The organism is Deltaproteobacteria bacterium, assembly GCA_016178705.1.
Classification (GTDB): Bacteria; Desulfobacterota; Binatia; order HRBIN30; family JACQVA1; genus JACOST01.
The window spans coordinates 1-23,791 of record JACOST010000011.1 but is presented as its reverse complement, the minus strand read 5'-3'; the positions used below and the strand labels follow the sequence as shown (position 1 = coordinate 23,791).

The 23,791-nt window shown below is 63.5% G+C and carries 21 protein-coding genes and 1 pseudogene; 11 read left to right on the top strand and 11 right to left on the bottom strand.

What is annotated here, in order from left to right; all coding sequences use genetic code 11:
- Positions 1-19: 19 nt before the first annotated feature.
- On the top strand, positions 20-1,741 hold the full coding sequence (locus HYR72_05940; GenBank protein ID MBI1814498.1) for a glycosyltransferase family 39 protein: 1,722 nt from the start codon (positions 20-22) through the stop codon (positions 1,739-1,741).
- Between the two features lie 47 nt (positions 1,742-1,788).
- Here the strand turns inward: HYR72_05940 and HYR72_05935 are convergent, their stop codons facing one another.
- The 5 genes from HYR72_05935 to HYR72_05915 all read right to left on the bottom strand — a co-directional run bounded on the left by HYR72_05935 (position 1,789) and on the right by HYR72_05915 (position 10,456).
- Entirely contained in the window at positions 1,789-2,325 is a 537-nt protein-coding gene (locus HYR72_05935) for a DUF924 domain-containing protein (protein MBI1814497.1), read from the bottom strand.
- A gap of 75 nt (positions 2,326-2,400) precedes the next feature.
- On the bottom strand, positions 2,401-3,906 hold the full coding sequence (locus HYR72_05930) for a DUF1254 domain-containing protein (GenBank protein MBI1814496.1): 1,506 nt from the start codon (positions 3,904-3,906) through the stop codon (positions 2,401-2,403).
- Between the two features lie 400 nt (positions 3,907-4,306).
- Positions 4,307-5,047, bottom strand: a complete 741-nt coding sequence (locus HYR72_05925; GenBank protein MBI1814495.1) for an MBL fold metallo-hydrolase — start codon at positions 5,045-5,047, stop codon at positions 4,307-4,309.
- Complete coding sequence (locus tag HYR72_05920) at positions 5,047-9,909, bottom strand: NAD-glutamate dehydrogenase (protein ID MBI1814494.1); 4,863 nt, start codon at positions 9,907-9,909, stop codon at positions 5,047-5,049. Before HYR72_05920 ends, HYR72_05925 begins: the two co-directional genes overlap by 1 nt.
- A 25-nt stretch (positions 9,910-9,934) precedes the next feature.
- A complete protein-coding gene (locus HYR72_05915) occupies positions 9,935-10,456 on the bottom strand; it encodes a GNAT family N-acetyltransferase (protein ID MBI1814493.1) in 522 nt (173 codons plus the stop codon).
- Between the two features lie 46 nt (positions 10,457-10,502).
- On the opposite strand from HYR72_05915, the gene rlmD reads away from it, so the two are divergent.
- The gene (rlmD, locus tag HYR72_05910) at positions 10,503-11,780 is read left to right on the top strand and encodes a 23S rRNA (uracil(1939)-C(5))-methyltransferase RlmD (protein MBI1814492.1); all 1,278 of its coding nucleotides are present in this window, start codon (positions 10,503-10,505) and stop codon (positions 11,778-11,780) included.
- Positions 11,781-11,871: 91 nt separating this feature from the next.
- Complete coding sequence (locus tag HYR72_05905) at positions 11,872-12,117, top strand: hypothetical protein (protein MBI1814491.1); 246 nt, start codon at positions 11,872-11,874, stop codon at positions 12,115-12,117.
- Between the two features lie 166 nt (positions 12,118-12,283).
- Here the strand turns inward: HYR72_05905 and HYR72_05900 are convergent, their stop codons facing one another.
- From HYR72_05900 to HYR72_05890, 3 genes are read right to left on the bottom strand one after another with little or no spacing between them, the layout of a single operon-like run.
- Positions 12,284-12,658, bottom strand: a complete 375-nt coding sequence (locus tag HYR72_05900; protein MBI1814490.1) for a Rieske 2Fe-2S domain-containing protein — start codon at positions 12,656-12,658, stop codon at positions 12,284-12,286.
- 11 nt (positions 12,659-12,669) lie between these two features.
- Complete coding sequence (locus HYR72_05895) at positions 12,670-13,128, bottom strand: peroxiredoxin (protein MBI1814489.1); 459 nt, start codon at positions 13,126-13,128, stop codon at positions 12,670-12,672.
- Positions 13,129-13,136: 8 nt separating this feature from the next.
- Complete coding sequence (locus HYR72_05890; protein MBI1814488.1) at positions 13,137-13,979, bottom strand: DUF4412 domain-containing protein; 843 nt, start codon at positions 13,977-13,979, stop codon at positions 13,137-13,139.
- Between the two features lie 179 nt (positions 13,980-14,158).
- Here HYR72_05890 and HYR72_05885 point away from each other — a divergent pair, with 179 nt between their 5' ends.
- Positions 14,159-16,234 carry a pyrrolo-quinoline quinone gene (locus HYR72_05885; GenBank protein ID MBI1814487.1) on the top strand — a complete coding sequence of 692 codons (2,076 nt, stop codon included), beginning with the start codon at positions 14,159-14,161 and terminating at the stop codon, positions 16,232-16,234.
- A 45-nt stretch (positions 16,235-16,279) separates the two neighbouring features.
- Here the strand turns inward: HYR72_05885 and HYR72_05880 are convergent, their stop codons facing one another.
- On the bottom strand, positions 16,280-17,155 hold the full coding sequence (locus HYR72_05880; GenBank protein MBI1814486.1) for a MaoC family dehydratase: 876 nt from the start codon (positions 17,153-17,155) through the stop codon (positions 16,280-16,282).
- A gap of 307 nt (positions 17,156-17,462) precedes the next feature.
- On the opposite strand from HYR72_05880, the gene HYR72_05875 reads away from it, so the two are divergent.
- From HYR72_05875 to HYR72_05845, 7 genes and pseudogenes are all read left to right on the top strand, one after another.
- Complete coding sequence (locus tag HYR72_05875) at positions 17,463-18,338, top strand: polysaccharide deacetylase family protein (GenBank protein ID MBI1814485.1); 876 nt, start codon at positions 17,463-17,465, stop codon at positions 18,336-18,338.
- A complete protein-coding gene (locus HYR72_05870) occupies positions 18,332-18,925 on the top strand; it encodes a hypothetical protein (GenBank protein MBI1814484.1) in 594 nt (197 codons plus the stop codon). Before HYR72_05875 ends, HYR72_05870 begins: the two co-directional genes overlap by 7 nt.
- Before the next feature lie 172 nt (positions 18,926-19,097).
- Positions 19,098-20,198: a deoxyhypusine synthase gene (locus tag HYR72_05865; GenBank protein MBI1814483.1), complete on the top strand. Its 1,101-nt coding sequence runs from the start codon at positions 19,098-19,100 to the stop codon at positions 20,196-20,198.
- Entirely contained in the window at positions 20,198-20,980 is a 783-nt protein-coding gene (locus HYR72_05860) for a 3'(2'),5'-bisphosphate nucleotidase CysQ (GenBank protein MBI1814482.1), read from the top strand. The genes HYR72_05865 and HYR72_05860 overlap by 1 nt, the downstream gene beginning before the upstream one ends.
- 328 nt (positions 20,981-21,308) lie before the next feature.
- Positions 21,309-22,121: a hypothetical protein gene (locus tag HYR72_05855; GenBank protein ID MBI1814481.1), complete on the top strand. Its 813-nt coding sequence runs from the start codon at positions 21,309-21,311 to the stop codon at positions 22,119-22,121.
- Positions 22,122-22,132: 11 nt separating this feature from the next.
- A pseudogene (locus tag HYR72_05850) lies at positions 22,133-22,519 on the top strand (VOC family protein).
- Between the two features lie 72 nt (positions 22,520-22,591).
- Positions 22,592-22,804, top strand: a complete 213-nt coding sequence (locus HYR72_05845; GenBank protein MBI1814480.1) for an addiction module protein — start codon at positions 22,592-22,594, stop codon at positions 22,802-22,804.
- A 99-nt stretch (positions 22,805-22,903) separates the two neighbouring features.
- Here the strand turns inward: HYR72_05845 and HYR72_05840 are convergent, their stop codons facing one another.
- Positions 22,904-23,218 (bottom strand): helix-turn-helix transcriptional regulator, encoded by a 315-nt coding sequence (locus HYR72_05840; protein ID MBI1814479.1) that lies wholly within the window; start codon positions 23,216-23,218, stop codon positions 22,904-22,906.
- Complete coding sequence (locus HYR72_05835) at positions 23,187-23,549, bottom strand: type II toxin-antitoxin system RelE/ParE family toxin (GenBank protein ID MBI1814478.1); 363 nt, start codon at positions 23,547-23,549, stop codon at positions 23,187-23,189. Before HYR72_05835 ends, HYR72_05840 begins: the two co-directional genes overlap by 32 nt.
- Between the last annotated feature and the right edge of the window lie 242 nt (positions 23,550-23,791).

Here is a 23,791-nt window from a genome sequence, read left to right as displayed (position 1 = left end):
ACAATCAGCTCCCGCTCCCGTGGCGCGCAAGTGGAGTCGTTCCTACGGTTCGTTCTTGCTCATCGGTGCACTGGTGCTGTTGGTGTATGCCAACAGCTTACCCAACGGCTTTGTTTTCGACGATCACACCCTGGTTGACTTCAACCCGGAAGTGAATCCGGCGGTGGCGACGGCGGTCGAGCGCCGAGCGATCGAGTACCGGCCGTTTCGCATCGCGTCCTACGTGTTGGACCGCATGATTGGCGGACATCGGCCGGCGTCGTACCGGTTCGGCAACCTGGTGTACCACGCCATCACCGCCAGCGTGGCGTTGGTGACGTATCAGCAGCTCGGCTTCAATCCCGCGACGGCGCTGCTGGCGGCGGCACTGTTTGCCGTGCATCCCGTGCAAACGGAGTCGGTGGCGTACATCTCGGGCCGGCGCGACGTCCTCTGCGGGCTGCTGACGCTGCTGGGGTTCAGTCTGTACCTCCGATGGCGCAGCGAGCGGCGGTGGGGGTACCTGGCGCTGGCGGTGATCGCGGTCGTGTTCGCCGCGCTGAGCAAAGAAGTCGCGGCGGCGTTTCCGTTGCTCGTGGTGGCGTACGATGTGACGCTGGCGCCGTCGGACCGCGCGGCGGGTACGCTTGCGGCGTCGGGGCGATCGTTGTGGTCGACGGCGGTTGCGGCGGCGCGGGCGCAATGGCTGCTGTACAGCGCCATGGCTGTCGTGGGAGTGGCGGTGGGGAGTTACTTCGCCATCTTCGGGTTTCCGACTGAGCAGCAGTGGTGGGGTGGCACGATCGTTACCAATTTCTTGAACGTGGCCTTGCTGTGGGTACACGCCGCGGTGTTGTTGATCTGCCCGGTGCGATTGTTAGCGGACTACTCCGCGGCAGCCGTGCCGGTGGTTGCCACGATCCAATCCCCGCTCGCGTGGGCCGCGGTGCTGGTGCTGCTGGCGGTGTTTGCGTTGTCATGCTGGTTGCGAAGGCGGGCACCGCTGGCGGTATTCCTGCTGTGGTGGATCGCCGCGACGCTATTGCCGAGTTCGCACGTGATCCCTCACCACGACTTCTTCGCCGAGCACTATCTGTATCTGCCGCTGTTCGGGTTTGCGGGTCTGACCGTGCTGTTGCTCAGTCGGATCGGTCATCACCTCGGCATGACGCGCCGGCACGTCGAGTGGGCCGGCGTGCTGCTCGTGCTCGTGTATGGTGCGCGCACGGTGGTCCGCAACCGCGACTGGCGCGACGATCTCACGTTGTGGAAGGTAACGGCCGCGGCAGCTCCGAGAAATGCGCGGGCGCATGCCAACTATGGTGGTGCGTTGCTGGCGCAGTACCAACTCGACCAGGCCGAGGAAGAGTTCCGCCGCTCGCGCAAGATCAAGCCGCTGATTACGGCGACCTCCGGCCTCATCATGGTCGATCACGCGAAAGGTCGCTTTCGAGAGCGCGATCGACTTGTGCAGCGGCTCGAGCGCGGTTCCAAGGTGTCGTACACCAACCTGCTGTCACTGGCGGGATGGTTTCTGATCAACAAGGAATATCCGCTGGCGATCGACGTGGCACGAGCGGCGGGACGAAGGGGGAACTCGGACGAGCGTGCGCTGACCATCGAAGGCTGGGCGCGCGCGCGTAGCGATGATCTCGCCGGCGCCTGCCCGCTGTTCAACCAGGCATTCCGCGAAAATCCCTACTCCGACGACGCCCGCGCCGGCCGCGACTTCTGCCGCCAGCACGGCGATCGCGCGCCCTAGTTCCAACGTTTGAGCTTGAGCGATGGGGTAGGCCCCACGTGCTCCGCCTAGAAGCTAGACCCGGGCTGAGCCAGGAATGCAAGTTCTTCCTCTGTGGACTGGCGCCCGAGCATTGCGTTGCGATGCGGGTAACGACCAAAGCGGTCGATGATGGCCTTGTGTCGAAGTTCGAAGTCGTAGTTGCTCTTCGGTCCGCTTTCCTTGAACAGACGCTCCGCAACCTCGTGGATCAACCTCGACTCGCTATGCATGTACGGCATGTACATGAAGACTCGCTCCGCCTCCGTGAGCGTGAGGTCCACCTTTGCCGCCACGGCCTCCTGGGCCAGTGCCAAGGCCAATGTGTCGGCTGCGAAGGCGAGCCGGTCGCCTCGGTACATGTTCCGGGAGAACTGATCGAGAACGATGACTTCAGCCAGTCGTCCTCTGGGTTCTGCGCGCCACTCGAACAACTCCGAGCGCGTTGCTCGACCATGGAGCTCAGAGAAGCGCTCCACGATCAGCCGATCAAACTCCGCGTCGACTTTCCACCACTGCGCAGGCGAAATCTCTTCGAACCAGAACTGAAGCACTGAGTGGGGCACGACTACCTCGCTGCGGGGGCGGGTGTTGGGCCTAGCGTCGCCCGCTTCAACCGCTTGTCAGCTGGTCTTCCCGGGTCATTTGACCTTCTCGAAGTCCGGTAGCTCCCATGTCTTGTTGAAGAACGGCTCCTTGGGGCCATAGAAGCGGAACCAGACGAACCATCCCTTCGATGCACTGGTATCTACCCAGTTGCTCTCCAAACCCGCCGGCGCCTTCGGGCCAAAGTAGAGGTCCGCTGAGCCATCGGCGTTAAAGGTGAGCTTGTCGTAGGAACTGATCGAGGCGTGGTTGGCCTTGTTCATCGTCATCGAACGAGTGAGGTTGTCATAGACGATGATGGCCCAGAACTCCTCGGCGGGCACGTTGGCCGGGACGTGCAGCTTGTAGTTTTTCGAGCCGTCCAGCCAGTTGCCGTCCTTGTCCTTGAAACTTTCCAGATACCGCTGGCCCTTGGAGGGAAACGGCAGGTTCATCGCTTCGGCTGGCCAAGTGCCGAGATAAAAATAGTTCAGGCGCTCGTCGAGCTGGCTGTAGTACTCGGATTCCTGCTCGGTTTTCTGCATGGTGTTGAGCACCAACACGTTCACCCAGTGCTTGCCGGGATAGGCCGGGGAAGCGGCCAGTCTTGATTCGTAGCTGGTCGTCTGCGCCATGGCATGACCGAGACGCGCACCTTCTTCCAGGATGCGCTGCTGGCGAGCATCCGGCGCAAACGCCCTGCCCTTCTCGATACCCAGCGGCTTGAGCATCGCCATGAAAAAGCGATCTCGCTCTGCCACCGGATTGTTGTTGATTACCTCCGACAACAGCTTCCAGTACGCGAGCCCCTCGGGTTCGTCCGTGTTGACGTATTTGCCCGTGACGCGAAGGACGCGGTTGGGCTTGGGATTGGCACGCTCACTATAGGGATAGAGGCGCGTCTTCGCGATCATGTCGGCGGCTCCTGCCACGTCCCCTTTGATCACAATGCCGCGAATGAAGAGGTTGGCATCCATCGTCTTGAAAGGCGTGATGAAATACCCTTTCGTCGGCAGCTCACCTTTGTAGCCCGGTGGAACGAGCAGGTACTTGCCGCCCTGGCCCTTGTCCGGACCGAGGCGTCCGACCCCCGATGTTTCGAACCAGAGATCAGCCAACACGCCTGCGGTGGGCCCGGCGGGGACCTCGACCACGACCGGCCCATCCTTGGCCAGGCCGATCTGGACCCCGGCGTAGATCGTCTGGTTATTTCCCGTGAGGTAGATGCTCTTGGTGTCGAGGAAGTCCTGGTAGAGAACGACGTCGTTGTAGGTCGCTCCCAGATCCCGGAACAAACCGGCCTTGATCGAGGCGAAACTCACGGCGGGGAATGACCACATGTAGGCTTGGCAGGCTCGCTGAAAATCCATTTCGTCATAGAGCTTCTGAGATGTTTCCTTGGTGGGGAAGCCGAACTCGTATTTCAGCTCTCCAATCCGGGTAGTGAGGGTCTCGGGCGTTTGTTCATCGGAGCGGGTTTGGGCGCTGGTGCGACCGGCGCCGAAGGCGAGCGCGGCAAGGAGCGCGGTAGCGATGAAATATTGTGTGCGGGTGGTTTTCATCGGTCCTCCATTCGGTTGCGTACCTAAGAAGCCGTTTCGTGCCGGCTAATACATCTATCCGTACCAATGCAGAGCCCGACCCACGCCGGGGCTCGCAGGGTATCACGCTGAATGAGCAACGGATGCAAGCGCACTTTCGTCATGACTCCGGGTCGTTCGCAAGCACTCCATGAGGCGCAACCCTGCTCTCTACAGCAGCATTGCCATGGTCCAAGAGAGACCGTCAAGGGTGCCGAGCAGCGCCGGTACTTCGGCGCGCGTCAACACGACAGGGAGCCGCTCGCCTCTTTGGCAAAGGAGGGTCAGGGTGGATTTGAGCGCGCATCGGAAAATCCCCTCAATGCCCCTTCTTCAAAGGGGGAGGTCCGCGTCGCGCGTCCTTCTTGTTTCCGGATTGGGGCTAGACCTCCACCACCAGCGCGTCGTTCGCGAGTTCCATCGTGATCTGCTCGCGGCGGGCGAGCACTTCGCGGCCGAGGTGGGTGAGGATCAGCCGGCGACAGCCAAAGCGATGGCGATGCTCGGCGAGCCGCGGGTAGTCGAGGTGATAGTCGACCCGCGTCTCGTAGTAGCAGCACTCGCAGATGAACAGGTCCGTGCCTTGCGACCACTCGACCAGGCCTTCCGTCCAGCCGGTGTCGCCCGAGTACAGAATCACCCGATCATCGATTCGCACCCGCAACGCGAGGGAGATGTCGTGCTCTTGGTGCGGAACCCGAAACGGTTCGACGGCGAAGGCGCCGACGCTGGTCGGAACGCCCGGAGCCAGTTCGACGAACTGCAACGAGAACGGCAGCGGACGCTTGGCGAGTTCCTTGTAGGCCGCGCGGTAGACCGCATCGACGCGCTCTTCGGTGCCCGGCGGTCCGGCGATGAGCAGCGGCCGTTGGCGCGGCGCCTCGTAGGTGTATTCGAGGAAGAGGTACGGCAACCCCGCGAAGTGATCGCCGTGCAGATGACTGAGCAGGATCACGTCAATGATCGCCGGATCGACGCGGTCGCGCTTCAGCGCCGTGAGCGTGGTGGCGCCGCAGTCGAGCAGCGCGGTTGCCCGCGATCCGCGCACGAGATAGCCGGCCTGGTGCCGGCCGCCGGCAGAGAATGCATCGCCGGCACCGAGGAAGTGGACCTGCAGCGCCATCAGCGGCCAACCAGTCTTTCGAGCTCGTGGACGACCACGACCATCCCGGAGAGCGTCGGTTGCCGCGCGCTGCGAATGTCATTGATGAGCCTGCCGAGCCGCTCCAAATGCGCGGCGTGCTGCTCGCGATACTCCAGGACGCAGCGTTGCACGGTCGTCCCTTCAGTGCGCTGCAGCAAGAGGTTGCGCGTCAATTGGCGCCGGATGGCGGCGAGCGCCTCGATCAGGCCATCGCTGGCGCGACGGTCCCAGCGGTCTTCGCCCGCCACCGCGAGGAGATTCTGGCGTATCCATTCGAAGTCGGCCAAATCGACCGCTCGATAGTACACTTCGGCGACCACTTCGAGGGGCGTCTCGATATCCATCGCGATCTGGTCAATCTCGAGCAAGTCGGCGGTACGGCGCAAGCGCACCAGCGCGTCTGCTTGCACGTCGGGAACGCCGGCGGTGACCAGGGCATCGCGGCCCGCCTGTTCGCGTTGCCGCTCGCCCGCTGACAGCAGCTCGCCCACGCCGGTTTGTAGCGCCCCCACTGACATCGAGAAGGCCTTGACCAGATCGCCGATGCCGAGGTCACGCCGCTGGGTGTCGATGATCCACTTGGTGGCGCGGTCGAGTGCGAGTTCGAGCACGGTCGCGCTTTGGATGTCGGCAGCGGCGGTCAATGGCGGAGTGCCGAGGAGCAACTGATCGATGACCTGTTCGGCTTCGCCGATGATCACGACCGCGGTCCACGCTTTGGCTACGGTGGCAAGGTCGGACGCGGTATCGCGCGCGATCCGCATCGCGAAGGTCATGCCCATCGCATCGATGAGGTAGTTGCCGAGGGTGACAGCAATGATTTCGCGCCGCAGCCGGTGTGCGCGCACGGCGTTGGCGAAGCGTTCGGTGACCGCATCTGGGAAGTAACGGCGCAGGTAGTGCTCTAGAAACGGATCGTCGGGCAGCGTCGATTGGAGCAGCGCTTGGTGGAGATGCAGCTTGCTGTACGCGAGCACGACGGCCAGCTCGGGCCGCGTCAAGCCGAGGAACGTTGCGCGCCGCGTGCGTAGCGTCTCCCGCTCGGGCAGGCGTTCGAGTTGCCGATCGAGTTGCGCTTCGGCTTCGAGCTGAACGACGAGATCGCGGAAGTCGTTGAGCCGCGTGCGGCTGCGCACCTGGTCGATGGTGAGGATGCGCGCTTGGCGTACGTTGTCGGCGAGAACACGGTTGCACACATCGGTGGTGAGCTGGGCGAGGAGATCGTTGCGCGTCTCGGACGTGATGATGCCGGTTTCGACCGGCCGGCCGAGCGCGATCTTCAGGTTCACTTCGTGATCGGAGAGATCGACACCGGCCGAGTTGTCGATCGCGTCGGTGTTGATCGCGCCACCGCTCAGGGCGTACTCGATGCGGGCGCGCTGGGTGAGCCCAAGGTTGCCGCCTTCGCCAACGACTCTGACTCGCAGATCGCGCGCGTCCACCCGAACGCCATCATTGGCGGTGTCGCCGACGGCGGCGTGCGGTTCGTCGTGGGCCTTGACGTAGGTGCCGATGCCGCCGTTCCACAGCAGATCGGCCTCCATGTGCAGCAGCGCGCGGATCAGTTCTTCCCCGTTCAATGTGTCGTGGTCGACGCCGAGCATCTGCCGTACGGAATCCGACAGCGCAATGGTCTTCGCTGCGCGCAGATGCACGCCGCCGCCGGCGCTGATCAGGTTGGCGGTGTAGTCGTTCCAGCCCGACCGGGGGAGGGCGAACAGCCGCTCTCGCTCGGCGAACGACGCGACGGGATCGGGGTCGGGATCGAGAAAGATGTGCTGGTGGTTGAACGCGGCCCGCAAGCGCAGGTGGCGTGAGCGCAGCAAGCCGTTGCCAAAGACGTCGCCGCTCATGTCGCCGATGCCGATCACCGCCAGCGGCTCGCTATCGGCGTCGCGGCCGAGTGCGCGGAAGTGCTGGCGTACCGATTCCCACGCGCCTTTCGCCGTGATGGCTTCCCGCTTGTGGTCGTAACCGAGACTCCCGCCGGAGGCGAAGGCATCGCCGAGCCAAAAGCCGTATTCGGCAGCGATCGCATTGGCGGTGTCGGAAAAGGTCGCCGTGCCTTTGTCGGCCGCCACCACCAAGTACGGATCGGATTCGTCGTAGAGCACGACGTTCGGTGGCGGGACCACGCTGCCGTGGACGATGTTGTCGGTGAGATCGAGCAGTCCGCCAATCAACGAGCGATAGGCGGCCGCGATCGCGGCGGGGGTGGCGCCGGCCGGGCTGCGCCGGTTGACCACGAAGCCGCCCTTGGCACCGGCGGGAATGATCACCGCGTTCTTCACCGTCTGCGTCTTCATCAAGCCGAGGACTTCAGTGCGGAAGTCGTCGGGGCGATCGCTCAGTCGGATGCCACCGCGGGCAACCCGGCTGCCGCGCAGATGAATGCCGCACATGTGGACGGCATGGACATAAATTTCGCACAGAGGGTGCGGGCGCGGCAAGTGCGGCAACTCGGCGGAGGCAATCTTGAGCGCGAGGGTGCCTCGGCCGGCCCGTGCGCGCTCGCTGGCGGGAGGAACGTAGAAGTTGGTGCGCACCGTGGCCGCTATCGTGGCCCACAGCGCGCGCAGAATGCGATCGTGCAGTACGCTCTCGACGGTGTCGAGACTCGCGAAGAATCGCCGCTCGATCTCGGGTAGCAGTCCGCTGGCGCGCTCACGCGCAGGCATGTTGAAGGCGGGATCGAACTTGGTGCGAAAGGCCTCGAAGAGTAGGGCGGCCGACGGCGGATGGCTCGTCAACGCCTCAATCAGCAGCTCGTGCGCGGCCACTTGGGCTTGTTGTGCGTGGCCGAGGTAGGCGCGCAGGACATCCACTTCGTTCCACAGCAAACCCGCGTGGAGCACCAGCGAGTTGAGTAAATCGTTCGCTACCAATCCCGCGCGCAGCGCTAGCATGGTGGCCGACAGCGGGCCGGCGACACGGTCGACGTCGAGCGTGTTTCCGGTGGCGTCTTGCACCAAGAACGTATGAATACGCACCTCACCGACTTCCGCGAGCGGGACGTCGAGGTGGTCTTCTTCGAACACCCGGAGCCCGAGGTTTTCGAGAATGGGGAGACAATCGCTCAGCACGAGTGTCACGTCGTGGGTGTAGAGCTTGATCGACGTGAAGCGCGGACTGCTGTCGGCGGGCTCGTTGAAGATGTCGACCTGCAGTGTGCGGGTCGTGCTCAGCACTTCGAGGCAACGAATGTCGCGCACGGCAAGCGGAGTATCAGTGGTTGCGCGATAGCGCGGCGAGAACGCCGACAAGTATTTCGCGGCCAGCTGATCGGCGGCGGTGCGGGGCATCTCGCCGCGCAGCTGCTCGATCAGGCGATCATCCCACGTCCGCAGCAAGCTGCCGAGCTCGCGTTCGAGCTGCTCGCCCGTTCCCGACGACAACACCTCGGGCGGCGTGCCGACATAGAAATGCAGCCGGGCGCGCTCGAAGTCGTCGAGCGCCGCGCGCTGGTGCAGCAGCTGACCTTTGAGCGCCTGCGCCAGTTTCTGCCCGACGCGGCGCTCGAGATCGGCGGCAAACCGATCGCTGGGCAAAATGACGACGACGAAGACGCCGCGCGCGATGGCATCGCTGCGACACAATACGCGGATGCCGTCGTGCCCTTCGGCGGCGCGAATCGCGGCGATTTCATCGGCGAGATCCGCCGCCGCCGATCCCAGCAGCTCCTCCTTTGGGATCGTGTCGAACAGGGCCGTGATGGCGAGGGAGTCATGCGATTCCGGCAGCGCTTCGGCGATCGCCAGGATGGCTTCCAACTTGCGCCGCAACAGCGGTACCTCGCTCGACGGCTCGGCGTAGGCCTTGCCGGTGAACAGGCCGAGGAATCGGCACTCGCCGTTGACGACGCCGGAGGCGTCGATCTGTTTGAGCCCGATGTAGTCCATCCGGTCGAGCCGATGGATGGGACTCTCGGCGTTGGTTTTCGACACCATCAGCAACGGCGGCTCGTTGAGACGGCGGCGCAGCCCCGGTGCGATCCGTTGCGAGGTGGCGTAGGTCGAGCGCGCTTCGTCGCGCAAGATGCCAAGTCCAGAGCCAGCGCGCAGCGCGGCGCGTCGCTCGCTGCCTTGTCCGGAGAATTCGTACTCGCGGTAGCCGAGAAACACGAAATGCTTCTGCGTCAGCCACTCGAGGAACGCCGCGACCTCTTCGGCGCCTTCGTTCCACGGCCGCGCCAAGGTGCGGGCGCGCAGCGCGTCGGCGTGCTTGGTGGCGATCGTGCGCATGGCCGCGTAGTCGTCGGTGGCCAGTTGTAGCGCCGCCAAGCGCCCGAGCAACGCGGCCTGCAATGCGGCCGGGTCGGCGACCCGCTCGATCTCGGCGTGCACGAACGACTCGTGTTGTCCGACGACTTCGGGGGTGCCAATCGAACGTAGCGCGCCGTGGCGATCGCGCTCGACCCCGAGGACGGGGTGCAGCAATCGGTGGAGCTTCCCGCCCGCGGCCTGCACGCCTTCGCGAATCGTGTCGATGATGAACGGCCGATCGGGCATGGTGGCTTGCACCACGGTGCTGGAGCCTTCCCACCCATCACGGGTCGCCTCGGGCATGAACACCCGCACGCGCGGCGCACCGGTACTCGGCTCGACGAAATAGCGGCAGGCGTTGACCGTGATGGCGGCCCACATCTGTACGTCACCCGTGCTCAGTTGATCGAGGCTACTTTTGCTGAATAGTTGACGCGCGAAGGCATCGGCGAACGGACGTTCGATCGGCGTCAGCAACGCGCGCATCCGGTCGAGGACCGAGCGCAGCGCCGGCGGATCGCTCGCTGCCGGTACTCGTTCTTCCATCAATCGCGCGATGGCTTTCGAGAACTCCGCCATGCCGTATCCTTCCTCTAGTGCCTGCTTACGCTTCGAGTGGCTCGCCGGTCGCTGCCTCGGGCAACGGTAGCTCGAAGAGACGACCGGCCGCGGCGGCGCCGGCGTGCGTGAGAAATTCCGCAGCGTCGGGGTCACGATCATCGCGGACTGCGCAGCGCAATCCGCTGCAAGCGCGCTTGCGGGCACGCTCGACGGCGAAGCGCAGCAACGCGCTGCTGATGCCATCGTGCTGCTCGCCCGGCGCTACGATCAACGTCGCGAGAGTCGCGATCGGCCGATCGGCCAGTTGGCGCGCGTAGGTGATGTGGGCGACGCCCGCGATTCGTTCATCGACCGTGGCCAAGTAGAAGTCGGTGCCGAGGTCGGCGACCAGATGGCGGAAGCGGCGCAGCGTTGCGCGATCGGGTGACGGCAGGGCGGCGTTGGTGGTGGCCAGCAGCGCCATCACCGCTGTAAAGTCTGTACGCCGCCCGCGGCGAATTCGAATCGGTCGCGGTACCATGACGGCTGACTGTACCAAACTCGCGTGGAGGCGTGAAACGCCCATTGCATCGCCCCTACAGTTTCTGCGGGTCCTCTAGTATGGCTGCACCATGGGTGATGCGGCGGTGCGGATTACCGGCTTGAGCTACGGACCTCACGCGATCGCACGGCGCGACGGCAAGGTGTTGTTCGTCCGTGCTGCGGTACCGGGGGACGAGGTCGAGGTGGCGATCCGTGAAGAGCGTCGCACCTTCGCGTATGCCGACGTGACTGCGGTCGTGCAGCCGTCGCCCGACCGGCGCGTGCCGCCTTGTCCCTATCTGCCGCGCTGCGGCGGCTGTCCGTGGCAGCACATCGACTACGCGGCGCAGTTGCGCGCGAAAGAAAAGAACGTGCGGGACCAGCTCACGCGCGCGGTCGATCTGACGCACACCGACTGGCGGTCTATTTCCGCCGCGCCGGCGGAGTTTGGCTATCGCCATCGCCTGAGTCTGCGCGTCGATCACCAGCAGGTCGGCTTCTTTGCCGGCGGTACCTACGAACTGGTGCCGGTAACGCGCTGCCTGCTCGGCGAGCCGCTGCTCGACGACGCGATTCCGGTCGCGGCCGAATGGACAGCGCAACTGCGTAGCGCCGTGAACCGGATCGAGATCTTCGCGGCGGCGGACGGTCAACGCTGGGTGTTCGCGGGCGAGGCCAGCGGGACGCTTGCCAGCGCCGACGACGCGGTGTGTGACGCATTCTTGCGTGCGCGGCCGCGCGTGGCCGGCCTGGTGCTGCGCGCCAAGCGCAGCCGCCGCGCCTGGGGTGACGAGCGCTGCGCGCTCGACCTTGAACCCGGTCTGCGCTGGATCGTGCGCGCCGGTACCTTCACGCAGGTGAGTCGCGCGGGCAATCGTTTGCTGCTGCAAGCGGTGCTGGATGCGGGCGCGTTCGAGCCCGATCAGCGTGTCCTTGAGTTGTTCGCGGGGGCTGGCAACCTCAGTTTCCCGATCTCCCGTCGCGTTGCGCGAGTGGTTGCCGTCGAGCAGAGCGAACTCGCGATCGAAGACGGCATCGCGAATGTCCGCGCGTTGCACGAGACGAATTGCGAGTTCCGTTCGGCGTCGGCGGCCGACGGCGTCGCCACGGCGCTGCGCCGGGGCGAGCGCTACGACGTCGTCGTGCTCGACCCGCCGCGTAGCGGCGCGGCGGAAGTGATGGCGGCGCTGCTCGAACTCGCACCGACGCGCATCGTCTATGTCTCCTGCGATCCGGCGACACTGGCGCGCGATCTGCGTGCGCTGGCCGCGCGTTACCACATCGCACGCGTGCAGCCCATCGATCTGTTTCCGCAAACCTATCACGTGGAAACCGTCGTGCTTGCGACTCTGAAAACTCTGGCTTGATAGGGACCCGGTGCTGGTGTAGCGTCGCCGCGGTGTGAGTCGGCGCGCGGGCATCATGCTTTGAACTCACGCGAGCGAGGTAGGCTGCCGTATGGCTAAGGAACAGAAATCCCTCAAACCGAAAGTCACAATCATCCCCGGCAAAGGGGTCGCTCAGACGATTAACTACCTGCTCGAAGATCGCGATGAGTTGGAGTGGCTGGTGGCGGTGGGCCGCAATAAGAACGGCGAGATCTTCTTCTATGACACCGGCGGGGACATCGTCGAAGACCTCGGCACGCTCGAGTACCTCAAGGAGCGTATCGTTCGCGCTCACTTCGGCGACGAGCCGGAGTGAGCTTGGGAATTGCTTTGCGCAAGCGGTGACCCCTCGATACGCAGCCCTTCGATACGAAGCCTTCGGTTTCTACTCTGGACCGCTACTCGGGGAAGCGGTTGTTTCATCTATTTTCACAATCCGTTTGCCCGAGTAGATCGCGAAGCGATCGTATCGAGGGCCGTCACTATCCTGGTTGTCGTCGCAAATCGTCTGAAATCGCATCGGGCGGACAGGTAGCCCGCACGTCGTCGCCGACGATCTCGAGCGGTACGCGAATCAAAACCTTGCCGAGCGGCGGGCCGCCGACACACTCGCCGGTCGCCGGTTCGTAGCAGGCGCCGTGAGTCGCGCACTGGATGTACTGGCCATCGTCGGTGAGAAACTGATTTTCGATCCAGTCCATCGTCATCGGCACGTGGCGGCAGCGGTTGATCCACGCATGCAGCGCGCCCGCGTGATTGATGACGAAGCATTCGATCGTGAAGCCGTCGCAATCGAGGAAGAATTTTTTGGTCTCGCCGGGCGCCAACTCATCGCGCCGAGCGATGGTGACGGTAATGGCGCCGGTGCTCACGCGTCGAGTTCGCGCAGCGTTTGCCGCGCGGCGTTGATGTGGTGATTGACGTCGAACTCGGCGTGGATCACGTTGCGAATGATCCCGTGCTTGTCGATGACAAAGGTGACGCGCTTGGCCAACAACCAGCCGCCCAAACGCAGGACGTCGTAGGCGCGGCCGATCTCTTTGGACGGGTCGCCGATCATCGGGAACTCGGCCCCCTGGGCTTTGGCGAACTCGGCCTGCTTCGCCGGCGTGTCGAGACTCACGCCGATGACCTCGGCACCCAGATCGCGCAGATCCGCGTACTGATCGCGGAAGGTGCACGTCTCGCGCGTGCACCCCGGGGTGAAGGCCTTGGGAAAGAAGTACAGCACGACGTGGCGTTGGCCGCGAAAGTCGCGCAAGCGGACGACGCGTCCGTCCGCGAGCGTGGCGCTGAAGTCAGGGGCGACATCTCCAGGAGCCAGCATGGAGTCGCCTACTTGCTCGGCGGCGGGCCGAACAGATCGTTGAGCGAGGTTTGCTGTGCGGTACTCGGCAGCTCGAAATCGCCGTCGCTGACGTCGGCTTTGGTGATGCTGCGAACCTCGCGCGTGTAGCTGCCGGCGATGTGATAGACGGTGGTCTTGAGCGGGAAGCCCGACTGCATCAGCGTCAGATACTCGGGGCTGCGATAGAGGGCGTTGAAGCTCGGCGCCGCTGCGCCGCGCATCATCGCAGAGAGCTTGAGCTGGTATTCGTTGTAGCGCTTGGGATCGAGATCGTCCTTCATATTGATCGCGTCGGTCATCCAGATTTCTTGGAAGCGCTTCCCGTTGCTGTCGATCTGGTAGAGCGTGGTGTCGTAGCCGGCGATTTTCGCGTGCTCGTCGAACTTGCGGATCGTGATCTTGGGAAGATTGGCGACATCGAGCGGTGACTTTCGCGGTCGCTTGGCTGGCGCAGCATTCTTCTGTTCTTTCTTCGTCACGTTCGCGCTGGGCTTGGCTGGGTGGCGGTCGGCGCCGATCTCGGCGACGTACTCGTCCACCGTTCCGCTCCAGTAGGTGTTGCGGTCAGTCACGAAGATGGTGAAGCGCTGCTTGACCTGGTCCTGCACGGTGATGGTGCTCGGCTGGGTGATGCGCATGCGTCCTTGTGAGATGCGCGTGGTTGCCGGTTCGGCCGGGCCGGGCTCGCCCTTCGGCCTGGTCGTAATGTTGGATTCCTCGATCACCCACCCCGCGTGCGCCGCCGATGCCCCCAGCAACGCGATCATTCCGAACACGACGCCGAACACCACGCCGAACACCACGCCGACCACCACATGTTTCAAAGCCATGCCTGCGATTCCTCTCCGCTGAAGTGAGGCCGGAGTCTAATGACCGGTGCCGGTGAAGTCAATTTTCTTGCCGGGAAATTGTCTTGCAGATCGTTCGCGGGCGTGCGCCTTATGTGCCGGGACCTCGCGTCATGATCGTGTCGTTGAGCCCATGCGGCCCGTCCCGAGGCTGATGCGCAATGCACTGGGATGCCAATCCAGGTCGAGGGAGGTTTTATCCACGTGCGGTCAACGCCAGCATCGCGCTGGCTGCACTGCTGCTTGCGCCACCCGTCGGCGGCCAAGTCAGCATGCTGACGCATCACAACGACAACGCGCGCACGGGACAAAACCTCGTCGAGGCGGTGCTCACGCCGGAGAATGTGAACGTGGCCGATTTCGGCCGCCTGTTCCGTTACTCAGTCGATGGCGCCGTCTACGCGCAGCCGCTGTACGTTCCTGACATGCTCATTCCCGAGGTCGGCGCGCGCAACGTCGTCTATGTCGCCACGCAACATGACAGCGTCTACGCGTTCGATGCCGATAGCGCCGACGCTGCCAGCGTCCCGCTGTGGCACAACAGCTTCCTCGATCCAGCCGCGGGAATCACCACGATTCCCAACGCCGACGTAGGCGGCAGCCCAGATATCTCGCCTGAAATCGGCATCACGGGGACGCCGGTCATCGATGCGATGACCGAGACGCTGTACGTAGTCTCTAGAACCAAGGAGCCTGGCGGCTACGCGCAGCGCCTCCACGCGTTGGACTTGGCGACCGGCGCGGAGAAGTTCGGCGGACCGGTGACGATCGCGGCTGAGATTCCCAGCACCGGCCCGGACAACGTCGGCGGCATCCTGAGCTTCAACCCGCTCCGTGAGAATCAACGGGCGGGTCTGCTATTGCATGACGGCGCTGTGTACATCGCGTGGGCGTCACACGGCGACGCCAAGCCGTTTCACGGATGGATCATCGGCTACGACGCGATGACGCTGGAGCAAGTCGCCGTATTCAACGCCACTCCTGACGGAAAAGCCGGCGGGATCTGGCAGAGCGGCGCCGGCCTGTCGACCGATGCCGACGGCTATCTTTATGGGGCAACCGGCAACGGCACGTTCGACGCCGCCACCGACGGACGCGACTTCGGTGACAGCTTGCTCAAGCTGAACACCAGTGGCGGTCTGCAACTGATCGACTACTTCACACCGTTCAATCAAGCGGCACTAAGCGCGAGCGACCTGGATTTTGGCTCCACCGGAGTGTTGCTGCTGCCGGATCAGCCCGGACTGCATCCCCATCTCGCGGTTGCCGCGGGCAAGGAAGGCACCGTCTATCTTGTGGATCGTGACAATCTCGGTCACTTCAACAGCAGCGATGACTCCCAGATTGTGCAGTCGCTCTCAAAGATCCTGGGCCCCACCTTCGGCATGCCGGCCTACTGGAACGGCACGGTGTACTACTGGGCAGCCTCGGATGTGCTGAAGGCGTTTCGGCTCACTGACGGACGGTTGTCGACTGAACCGGTCTCACAGGCGTCAGCTTCCTCGCGATTTCCCGGCGCCTCGCCGAGCGTCTCGGCGAACGGATCGCGCGATGCCATTGTCTGGGCAGTGCAGACCGACGCATTCGGGCGCAACGGCCCGGCGGTGCTGCGTGCATACGACGCCAACGACTTGTCGATTGAGCTGTACAACAGCAGTCAGTTGAGTGGCGGCCGCGACGACGCCAGTCCGGCGGTCAAGTTCGTCTCGCCGACGATCGCCAACGGCAGGGTTTACGTCGGAGGGAACAAGAGTGTCACCGTCTTCGGTCTACGCCAGGTGCTCCGCACACCGAGCGCGACCACCATCCCGACAGTGACGACGACACCGACTCTCTCGCCGAGTGCAGCCATCACTCAAACGGCGACGGTGCGAACGGCGATGGTGACGCCGAATCTTTCCCCGACGCCGAGTGCGACCATCATCGAGATGTTGACGGCGACGCCGACTCACACCACCACACAAACGGGGGCGGTGATGACCATCGCGGTAGCGACCGCTACAGCGAGCGGGTCGCCAAGCCCAACGACAACTCCGAGCCCTCCGGCCTGTCCCGGCGACTGCAATCGGGACCACACGGTGACCATCGACGAGCTGGTGATCGGGCTGAACATCGCTCTTGGTGCCACACCCATCAATCGATGCCCGCCGTTCGCTTGCAACGACGACGGTAACGTGACCGTCGACTGCCTCCTCAAGGCGATCAATGCGGCGTTGCACGACTGTGCGGGTGCGTAAGCGATCCTCGCGTCGCGGTTGATCGTGCGAGCGCAGGTGACGATTCTACGCCTGCACTGCGCTCGCGCTGCCGATGAGCGTTTTGGTCGCGTCGGCCTTCTCGCTCCAGACATCGAGATGGACGCGGGTCGCCGTGCCTTCGCCGTTGCGCTCGCGGATCTTGCCGTGCGTGGTCACGGTGTCGTTTCCCCACACGACGTTGACGAGATTGACGCTCAACTTGCCGCCGAGGAACCAGCCTTCGCCGAAGGCTTTGGTCATGATCTCGGAGACGAAACAGATCGACATCATCCCCTGCACGACGACGTCGGGGAAGCCGAGCATGCGCGCCATGTCGCGGTCGGTGTGGTAGTTCTTCTCGGGTCCGGAAAACGCCTCGCACATCGCCAGCGTGATCGCGCGGGTCGCCGGCGCGATCGCTTCGCCCGGCCCCTCGCCGATGTCGAAGCGGCGATCGCTGCGCTTCTCGCGTTGCTTGTCGACCACGTCGAGGTTTGGATCGATCGGTTCTTGCACCAGGAAGCTCTGGTGCGTTCGGCTGCGTTGCAGCCAGCGTCCGTCGCTGTCGGTGATCAGCACCTCGTTGACGATGTAGTCGCGATTGCGCTTGCGATAGCGCTCGACCACCGTTGAGCGCGTGCGCACGCTGTTGCCAACCAGCATCGGGGCGAAGAACTCCCACTCCTGCCGTGCGTGCAGATTGCCGATCAGGTTCGGCAGATACCAGCTCAGACGCCGATACACTTCGGAGTGAAACAGTAGGGCCGGCGCGACGGGCCCACCGAACGGCGACGCGTCGTGGTACCAGGGATGGCGATCGCCCGTGCCGGCTTCGTAGGTGGCGATCAGTTCGGGTGTGATGACACACTCGCGCCCGCCCACATCCTTGCCGACATACACGTCGTGATGATCGTACCGCATAGATCCTCCGCGCAAATCGCCGATCGCGTATAGCAGCCCGTTGAAGAACCCGCATGCTTCGAGACGCGCCTGTCGGCGCTCCTCAGCATGAGCGGTTCTCCCCTTTTTGCCACAACGTTTTCCCGCTCGTCCTGAGGAGGCGCGAGGCGCCGTCTCGAAGGGCGCGCCGCACTTTGTCAACGGACGTATAGCACATCGCCAGGACAGAAATGGACCGACGTGGCGCAAGAGGGAATACGCGATCGGCGATCGTCACACAATTTGCCACCTCATCAAAAGGTGCTATGGCTGGCCGCGATCTATTGCCATGTCGACGCGGCCACTCACAGAGTTGCTGGGGCATCCTGCCGACGCGCGGTTGCTGATCATCAATGCCGACGACTTCGGCATGTGCCATGCCGAAAACGCCGCGACCGTCGCCGGCTTGGAACAGGGCGCGTTCTGCTCGGCCACCATCATGGTGCCGTGTCCGTGGTTCGCCGAAGCCGTCGAGTTTGGGCACCGTCGCCGCGATGCGGATCTGGGAGTGCACGTCACCCACACCAGCGAGTGGGAACGCTACAAGTGGGGTCCGCTGCTTGGGCGTTCGGCCGTGCCGTCGATGGTTGATAGCGGCGGGCACCTGCATCGCACCACTGAAGCCGTTTACGCGCACGCGCGACTCGACGAAGTGGAAGCCGAGACGCGCGCGCAAATCAATGCTGCGTTGGCGGCTGGTGTCGACGTCACGCACCTCGATTCGCACATGGGCACGTTGCAGCTCGACGTGAACTATCACGCCCTCTACGTCCGCCTGGCGGCGGAGTACCAGTTGCCGATTCGGATGGTGCGCGGCGAGCGACTGCGCGACATGGGCTTCGGAGCGATCGTCGATCAGGCGGATCATCTGGGGGTGCTGCGCCCGGATTACTTCTACGTCGGCGGACCGCCGCGGCCCGAGGCCACGCCGAGCTTCTGGACAAAGTTGCTCAAGCAACTCCGCCCGGGGGTGAGCGAACTCTACATTCACGCGGCCTACGACGCCCCCGAGATGCAAGCGATGAGTGACTCCTGGCGCCAGCGCCGCGCCGATTTTGATTTCTTTACCGCTCCTGCCACCAAGTCACTTCTGGCTGATCTTGGCATCACACTGATCGGCTACCGGGCTCTGCGCGAAGTGCAGCGCCGCCTGACCCCATGCTGAGCGCGTTGCTCGCAACCGTGCTGGTGTTCGCCGGCGTCGGTGTGCTGCTCTACCTCGTCGCGGTGCTGTACAACGCGGTGCGGGCGAGCCTGGCTACGAGTGCGCGCGCCTCGTCGCGCGCGCCGACCCGCTTGCCCGTCAACGGCGGTGTGATCGCCAACCTCGAGCGCTGGCGCATCAATCGCTACGTCGAGCGCGCGCGTCGCGGCGATGTGCTGCGCGAGCGCGGCGACCTCGACGGTGCGCTGCGCGAGTTTCAGGCGGCGTTCTTCTTGTCCCCTATCCGCAGCCGCAGCCTCGCCAGCATGGTGGTGAACCATCACACCGGATTGTTGAGCCGCTTGCTGGCGGTCACCGAGGACGTGCAAGGCGGCACCGTGCGCCTGTTCTCGCTCGCGAAGGTGGACCGCCTGCTCAACGAACGCAGCGACCTGCAGCGCCGTTACTTCGTCAGCCGCAACGCCGGCGACCGCCGTCATCGCGAGCTGGCGCAACAGCTCACGCAGAACCGCCGTGAGCTGCACGCCGCGCTACGCCAACTCATCGTCGAGATCCAATCGTCGCGGCAGCCGACGCGGATGCAGTGATGGCGGCGTGAAGCGTGAGACGTGAAGGGTGAAGCGTGATCGGTGAGTCGTGATCCTCCTTGTGAGCGTTCAATCGAGTCACGAGTCACGAACTCACGTCGTTGTCCGCCAGAACCGAAGGTGGTAGGAGCCGCAAGTCCATCGCCGATACGCACTGAGGGAGACACAGGAAATGGCCAAGGCTTCGCGGCTTGCGCACAGCCGCCGCATCGATCCGCAACCCATCGACGCGTCGCTGTCGCTGACCGACCTCGTCGATCGCACGTTTCTCGCTTACAACGCGGCGCGTCTGCGCGAAGCCTGCCAGCTCTTCGCGCGCAAGATGTTGGAGCCGGACGTGACCATCGGCGTGAGTCTCACCGGCGCGCTCACCCCCGCCGGGCTGGGCATCGCGGCGATCATTCCGTTGATCGAGGCCGGCATGATCGACTGGATCGTCAGCACCGGCGCCAATCTCTATCACGACACCCACTTCGGCATTGGCCTGGCGATGCATGTGGGTACGCCCTTCGTCAACGACGTCACGTTGCGCGAAGAAGGTGTCGTCCGCATCTACGATATTTTCTTCGACTACACGGTGCTGCTCGAAACCGACGCGTTCTATCGACAAGTGATCGCAGCGCCGGAGTTCCAGCGGGCGATGAGCACGGCGGAGTTTCACTATCGCGTCGGTGCTTACGTGCGCGAACGCGAACGCGTGCTCGGCGTTGGCAACAAGTCGTTGCTGGCGGCGGCGCACGAACACGGCGTGCCGATCTACACATCGTCGCCGGGCGACAGCTCGATCGGGATGAACGTCGCCGCGCTGGCGCTCGCGGGAAACCAGTTGGCCTTTGACGTCTCGCGCGACGTGAACGAGACCGCGGCGATTGTGTTGGAGGCAAAGCGGAGTAGTGGCCGCAGCGGCGTACTGATGCTCGGTGGCGGCTCGCCGAAGAATTTTGTGTTGCAGACCGAGCCGCAGATTCAGGAAGTGCTTGGCATCGAAGAGAAGGGTCACGACTTCTTCATCCAAATCACCGACGCCCGGCCCGACACTGGCGGGTTGTCGGGCGCGACGCCGGGCGAAGCGGTGAGTTGGGGCAAGATCGATCCCAACGCGTTGCCCGATACGGTTGTCTGTTACCTCGACACCACGGTTGCGCTGCCGATCCTCACCGCCTACGCGCTCGCCAACCACGCGCCGCGTCCGCCGCGGCGTTTGTACGATCGGCGCGACCAATTGTTGGCGAACCTGACGCGCGAGTACGAAGCCGCGCGCGCGGCGAAGTGATGCCCCGCCGCGAACTCGAAGTCGCGGTCGCGGCCGCGCGCGCCGCCGGCGCCGTGATCCGCGCGATCTACGACACGCCCTTCGAAGTGCGCTCGAAGGGGCACGACAATCCCGTCACTGAAGCGGACCTGCAGGCCAACGAACGTGTCCAGACGATCATCCACGCCGCGTTTCCCGGCGACGGCTGGTTGTCGGAGGAGACCCGCGACAATCCGCAGCGCCTGAGTCAGTCGCGCGTGTGGATTGTCGATCCGCTCGATGGCACCAAGGAGTTCGTGCAGCATGTGCCGGAGTTCTGCGTCTGCATCTCGCTGGTCGAACAGGGCGAGCCGATCGTTGCTGTCAGCTACGATCCGATTCGCGACGAAGTATTCGCCGCGGAGCGCGGCGGCGGCACGAGCGTGAACGGCGAGCGCGTGCGGGTCAGCACCGAAGCGAACTTGAACAACGCCCGCGTGCTCGCCAGCCGCTCTGAAGACAAACGCGGCGAATGGGACGCGTTCAAACCGCACATGCGAGTGGCACTCACCGGCAGCGTCGCGTTCAAGCTCGCGCTCGTGGCAGCGGGACGCGCCGACGCGACCTTCAGCCTCACCCCCAAGAACGAGTGGGACATCTGCGCCGGCACGTTGCTGATCACCGAAGCCGGCGGCCGCATGACCGATCGCGACGGCCAGCCCCTGCGCTTCAATCAGCGGGAGACGATTCGCTCAGGTTTGATCGCGAGCAATGGTGTGCTGCACACTCCACTGATGGCATTGATCGCCCGTCTGTCGCTGTAGGACCACGTACTCAATCGCAGAGCGGGCGCGGTGCCCAATCCGGGCGATCGGCGCTAGTGGCAGAAGAGGTTTCCAGTCGTTTGGGCCCCGCGCGCTACCGGTGCTATGTTGCGAGCCCTGCAACGGTGGCCGCATTACACAGACCGGTCAAGTACATGCTAGGTCCGATGAGGAAGCCAGTAATGGGAGTGTTTCAGACTGGGTTTGCCACGCCGATCCTCAAGAGGAAATCGGAAGCGGGATGCAGACCCAGTTGCTTCGAAGTGCTGCGTGGAACCAATGGGGTTAGGGCCCAAGGCTACCAACCGTCAGAAGTCAGGGATGTCTGATGGCAAAGCGTCCACTTGCCTTGCGAATCGCAGGCCTCCAGTATCGGTTCGTGCGCGAAATGAACGATGTGCACATCTTTCTCAACCAAGTCCTGCCGCTGCTAAAGGACGCGAAAGAGGACTACGAGCATTCCACGCATCGCAAGGATCGGCGCTACTACGTCCCCGCGGTCGACCGAGTCAAATTTGCGAAGCGAACAGACCAGGAGCTGAAGAACATATATCACCGGTTCATGAACGGATCGCTTTACGAAGCATTTCTAGTCATGGCAGTCTCGCGGTTTGAGTCTCTCATTGCGGAGGTTCTGAAGCTCGTATTTGTGGAGTATCCGCAGAAGTTGGGCATTGCCGTGCACGGGGTCGCACCATGCAAGACGGTTCCCACCGAACTTCTTCTCAGGGCTGACAGTATCGAAGACGCACTGCAAAAGGCCATAGACGGGCATCTGAACTCAGTAATGTACGGTGCACCGCATGCGTACCTCGCCTACGTGGGGGAAGTTGTCGGCGTTGATACAACTGCGCCGGAGTTCGAAAGATACATTGAGATCAAGGCGACTCGCGACCTGTTGGTCCACAGCACTGGAATTGTCAATCTCATCTACCTGGCGAAGGCTGGGTCGAAACGTCGCGGACAGGTGGGCGATCCAATCGGAGTCGATCGCAAGTACTTCGATCGGGCTCTGGCTACGCTCAAGAGATTGTCTGGCATCATCAAACGAGACACAGCCAATTCATTCCCGGTTTCGCGAAGACCTACCCCGATGGATGCGGACGCGAAGGGAACGCGCGGCTCATCTCCAAGCCGTTGAACGTGCCACGGATGAAGCAATCTCTCGGTTTGGTCTCACTCGTCGTTCGCGACTACGACGAAGCGCTCGACTTCTTTGTTGGCAAGCTGGGATTCCTTTTTGTCGAAGACTAATTCGTCTCCGAGCAAAGGAAGCAATGGGTTGTCATCACGCCCCCGGGTGCGAGTGAGTCTCGCCTTGTGCTTGCGAAGGCGTCAACTCCAGAGCAGGAGTCACGTATCGGCGCACAAACGGGCGGTCGGGTGTTCCTATTCCTCTACACGGACAGCTTCTGGAGGGACTACGAGCACTACAAGGCGCAGGGTATCGTCTTCGTTCGCGAGCCGAAGAACGAGCCGTATGGCACGCTCGCCGTGTTCAAAGATCTGTATGGCAACCTCTGGGATTTGCTCGAACCGAAGAGCCAGAGTGGCGCGGCGCGGGAGGATTTGGGAGTGGATGCTCGCTTTGAGGCGATCGTAGTCAGCGCAATGGAATTGCCCGAGCAAGAGCGTGTTCGCCTTGCGCGAGAACTCATCGCGAGCTTGGACGAGGAGATCAATCCGGACGTCGAGGCACTCTGGCTCGCCGAGCAGGGCGTCGCCTCGAAGAACTGCGGTCGGGCAAGGCCCGGGGGGTGCCGGCGGAAGAAGCCTTCGCGAGAGTACGCACAGCTCTTCGTCGATGAAGGTCGTCTTCCATGAGGGCCGGCGACCGGGCTACTGGTTGAAGCGTGTTCGCGCGTGATCCATCCCGCGCAATGATGTGCGGTGAGAACGGCGAGCCCCAGTCGGCTCCGATTGTCAGGCAGCGGCCCGGCGCGCGCGCAGTTCGACCACGAGTTCCAAACCGAGCGCGGCGGCGATTCGGTGCAGCGTGGCAAGACTCGGGGTACTACCTCCTGATTCGAGGCGCGCCACTGCCGGCTGCGTACTGCCGATGCGGGCGGCTAGCTCCGCCTGCGTGATACCGAGGCGTTCGCGCGCCTGCCTCACCCGTTCCGCCAATTCGAAAGCTTCCTTGGCTTGCCGATAACCGACGCGCCGTTGTGCACTGCCAGCTCTCGTGCGTTTGATCTTCGCCCAACTACGCCGTTTCGTCACGGTCTTCTGCGCCATGCCTCTCCTCTATACACCGTTGCATTGCCTGATGTGCCCGTTCGATCTCCGCCCGCTCGTGCCGCCGCTGCTTGCGAAACACTGTCAACAGGATGATCCGTCGTCCCCCTGCAATGTAGTAGGACAACCGCATCGCCTCGCCGCGGGGGCCGAGATAGAAGCGCAGCTCTCGCAGTTTGCCCCGCAGTTGCCGCGTATAGGGTTGATCCAGCAACGGTCCCCGGTCTGCCAATAGGTCGATGTAGAACTCCGCACGACCAAACTCCGCAGCAGAAAGCGCCTCGATCCATTCCGCCACCTCCGCTTCCAGCTCAACGCTTCCCCATGGCATCCGAGTCCCGACATACCACATGTGGTATGTCAACGAAACACCCTGCGGGAGCCCCGACCGTCTCAATGTCGCTGGTGGCCGCGCCGGAGATCTACGGCGTTCGTTGAGGCTGTAGAAAAACTCCGCACGTCCTGTAGAATCAGTGTTACCGAGCAGCGTCTCGATGCGGAGGCGGCTGAGGGGATGGGGCGGGGCGGATGGCGCGGTACAAACCGTACAACCTGAAGCAGGACAAGTTCATC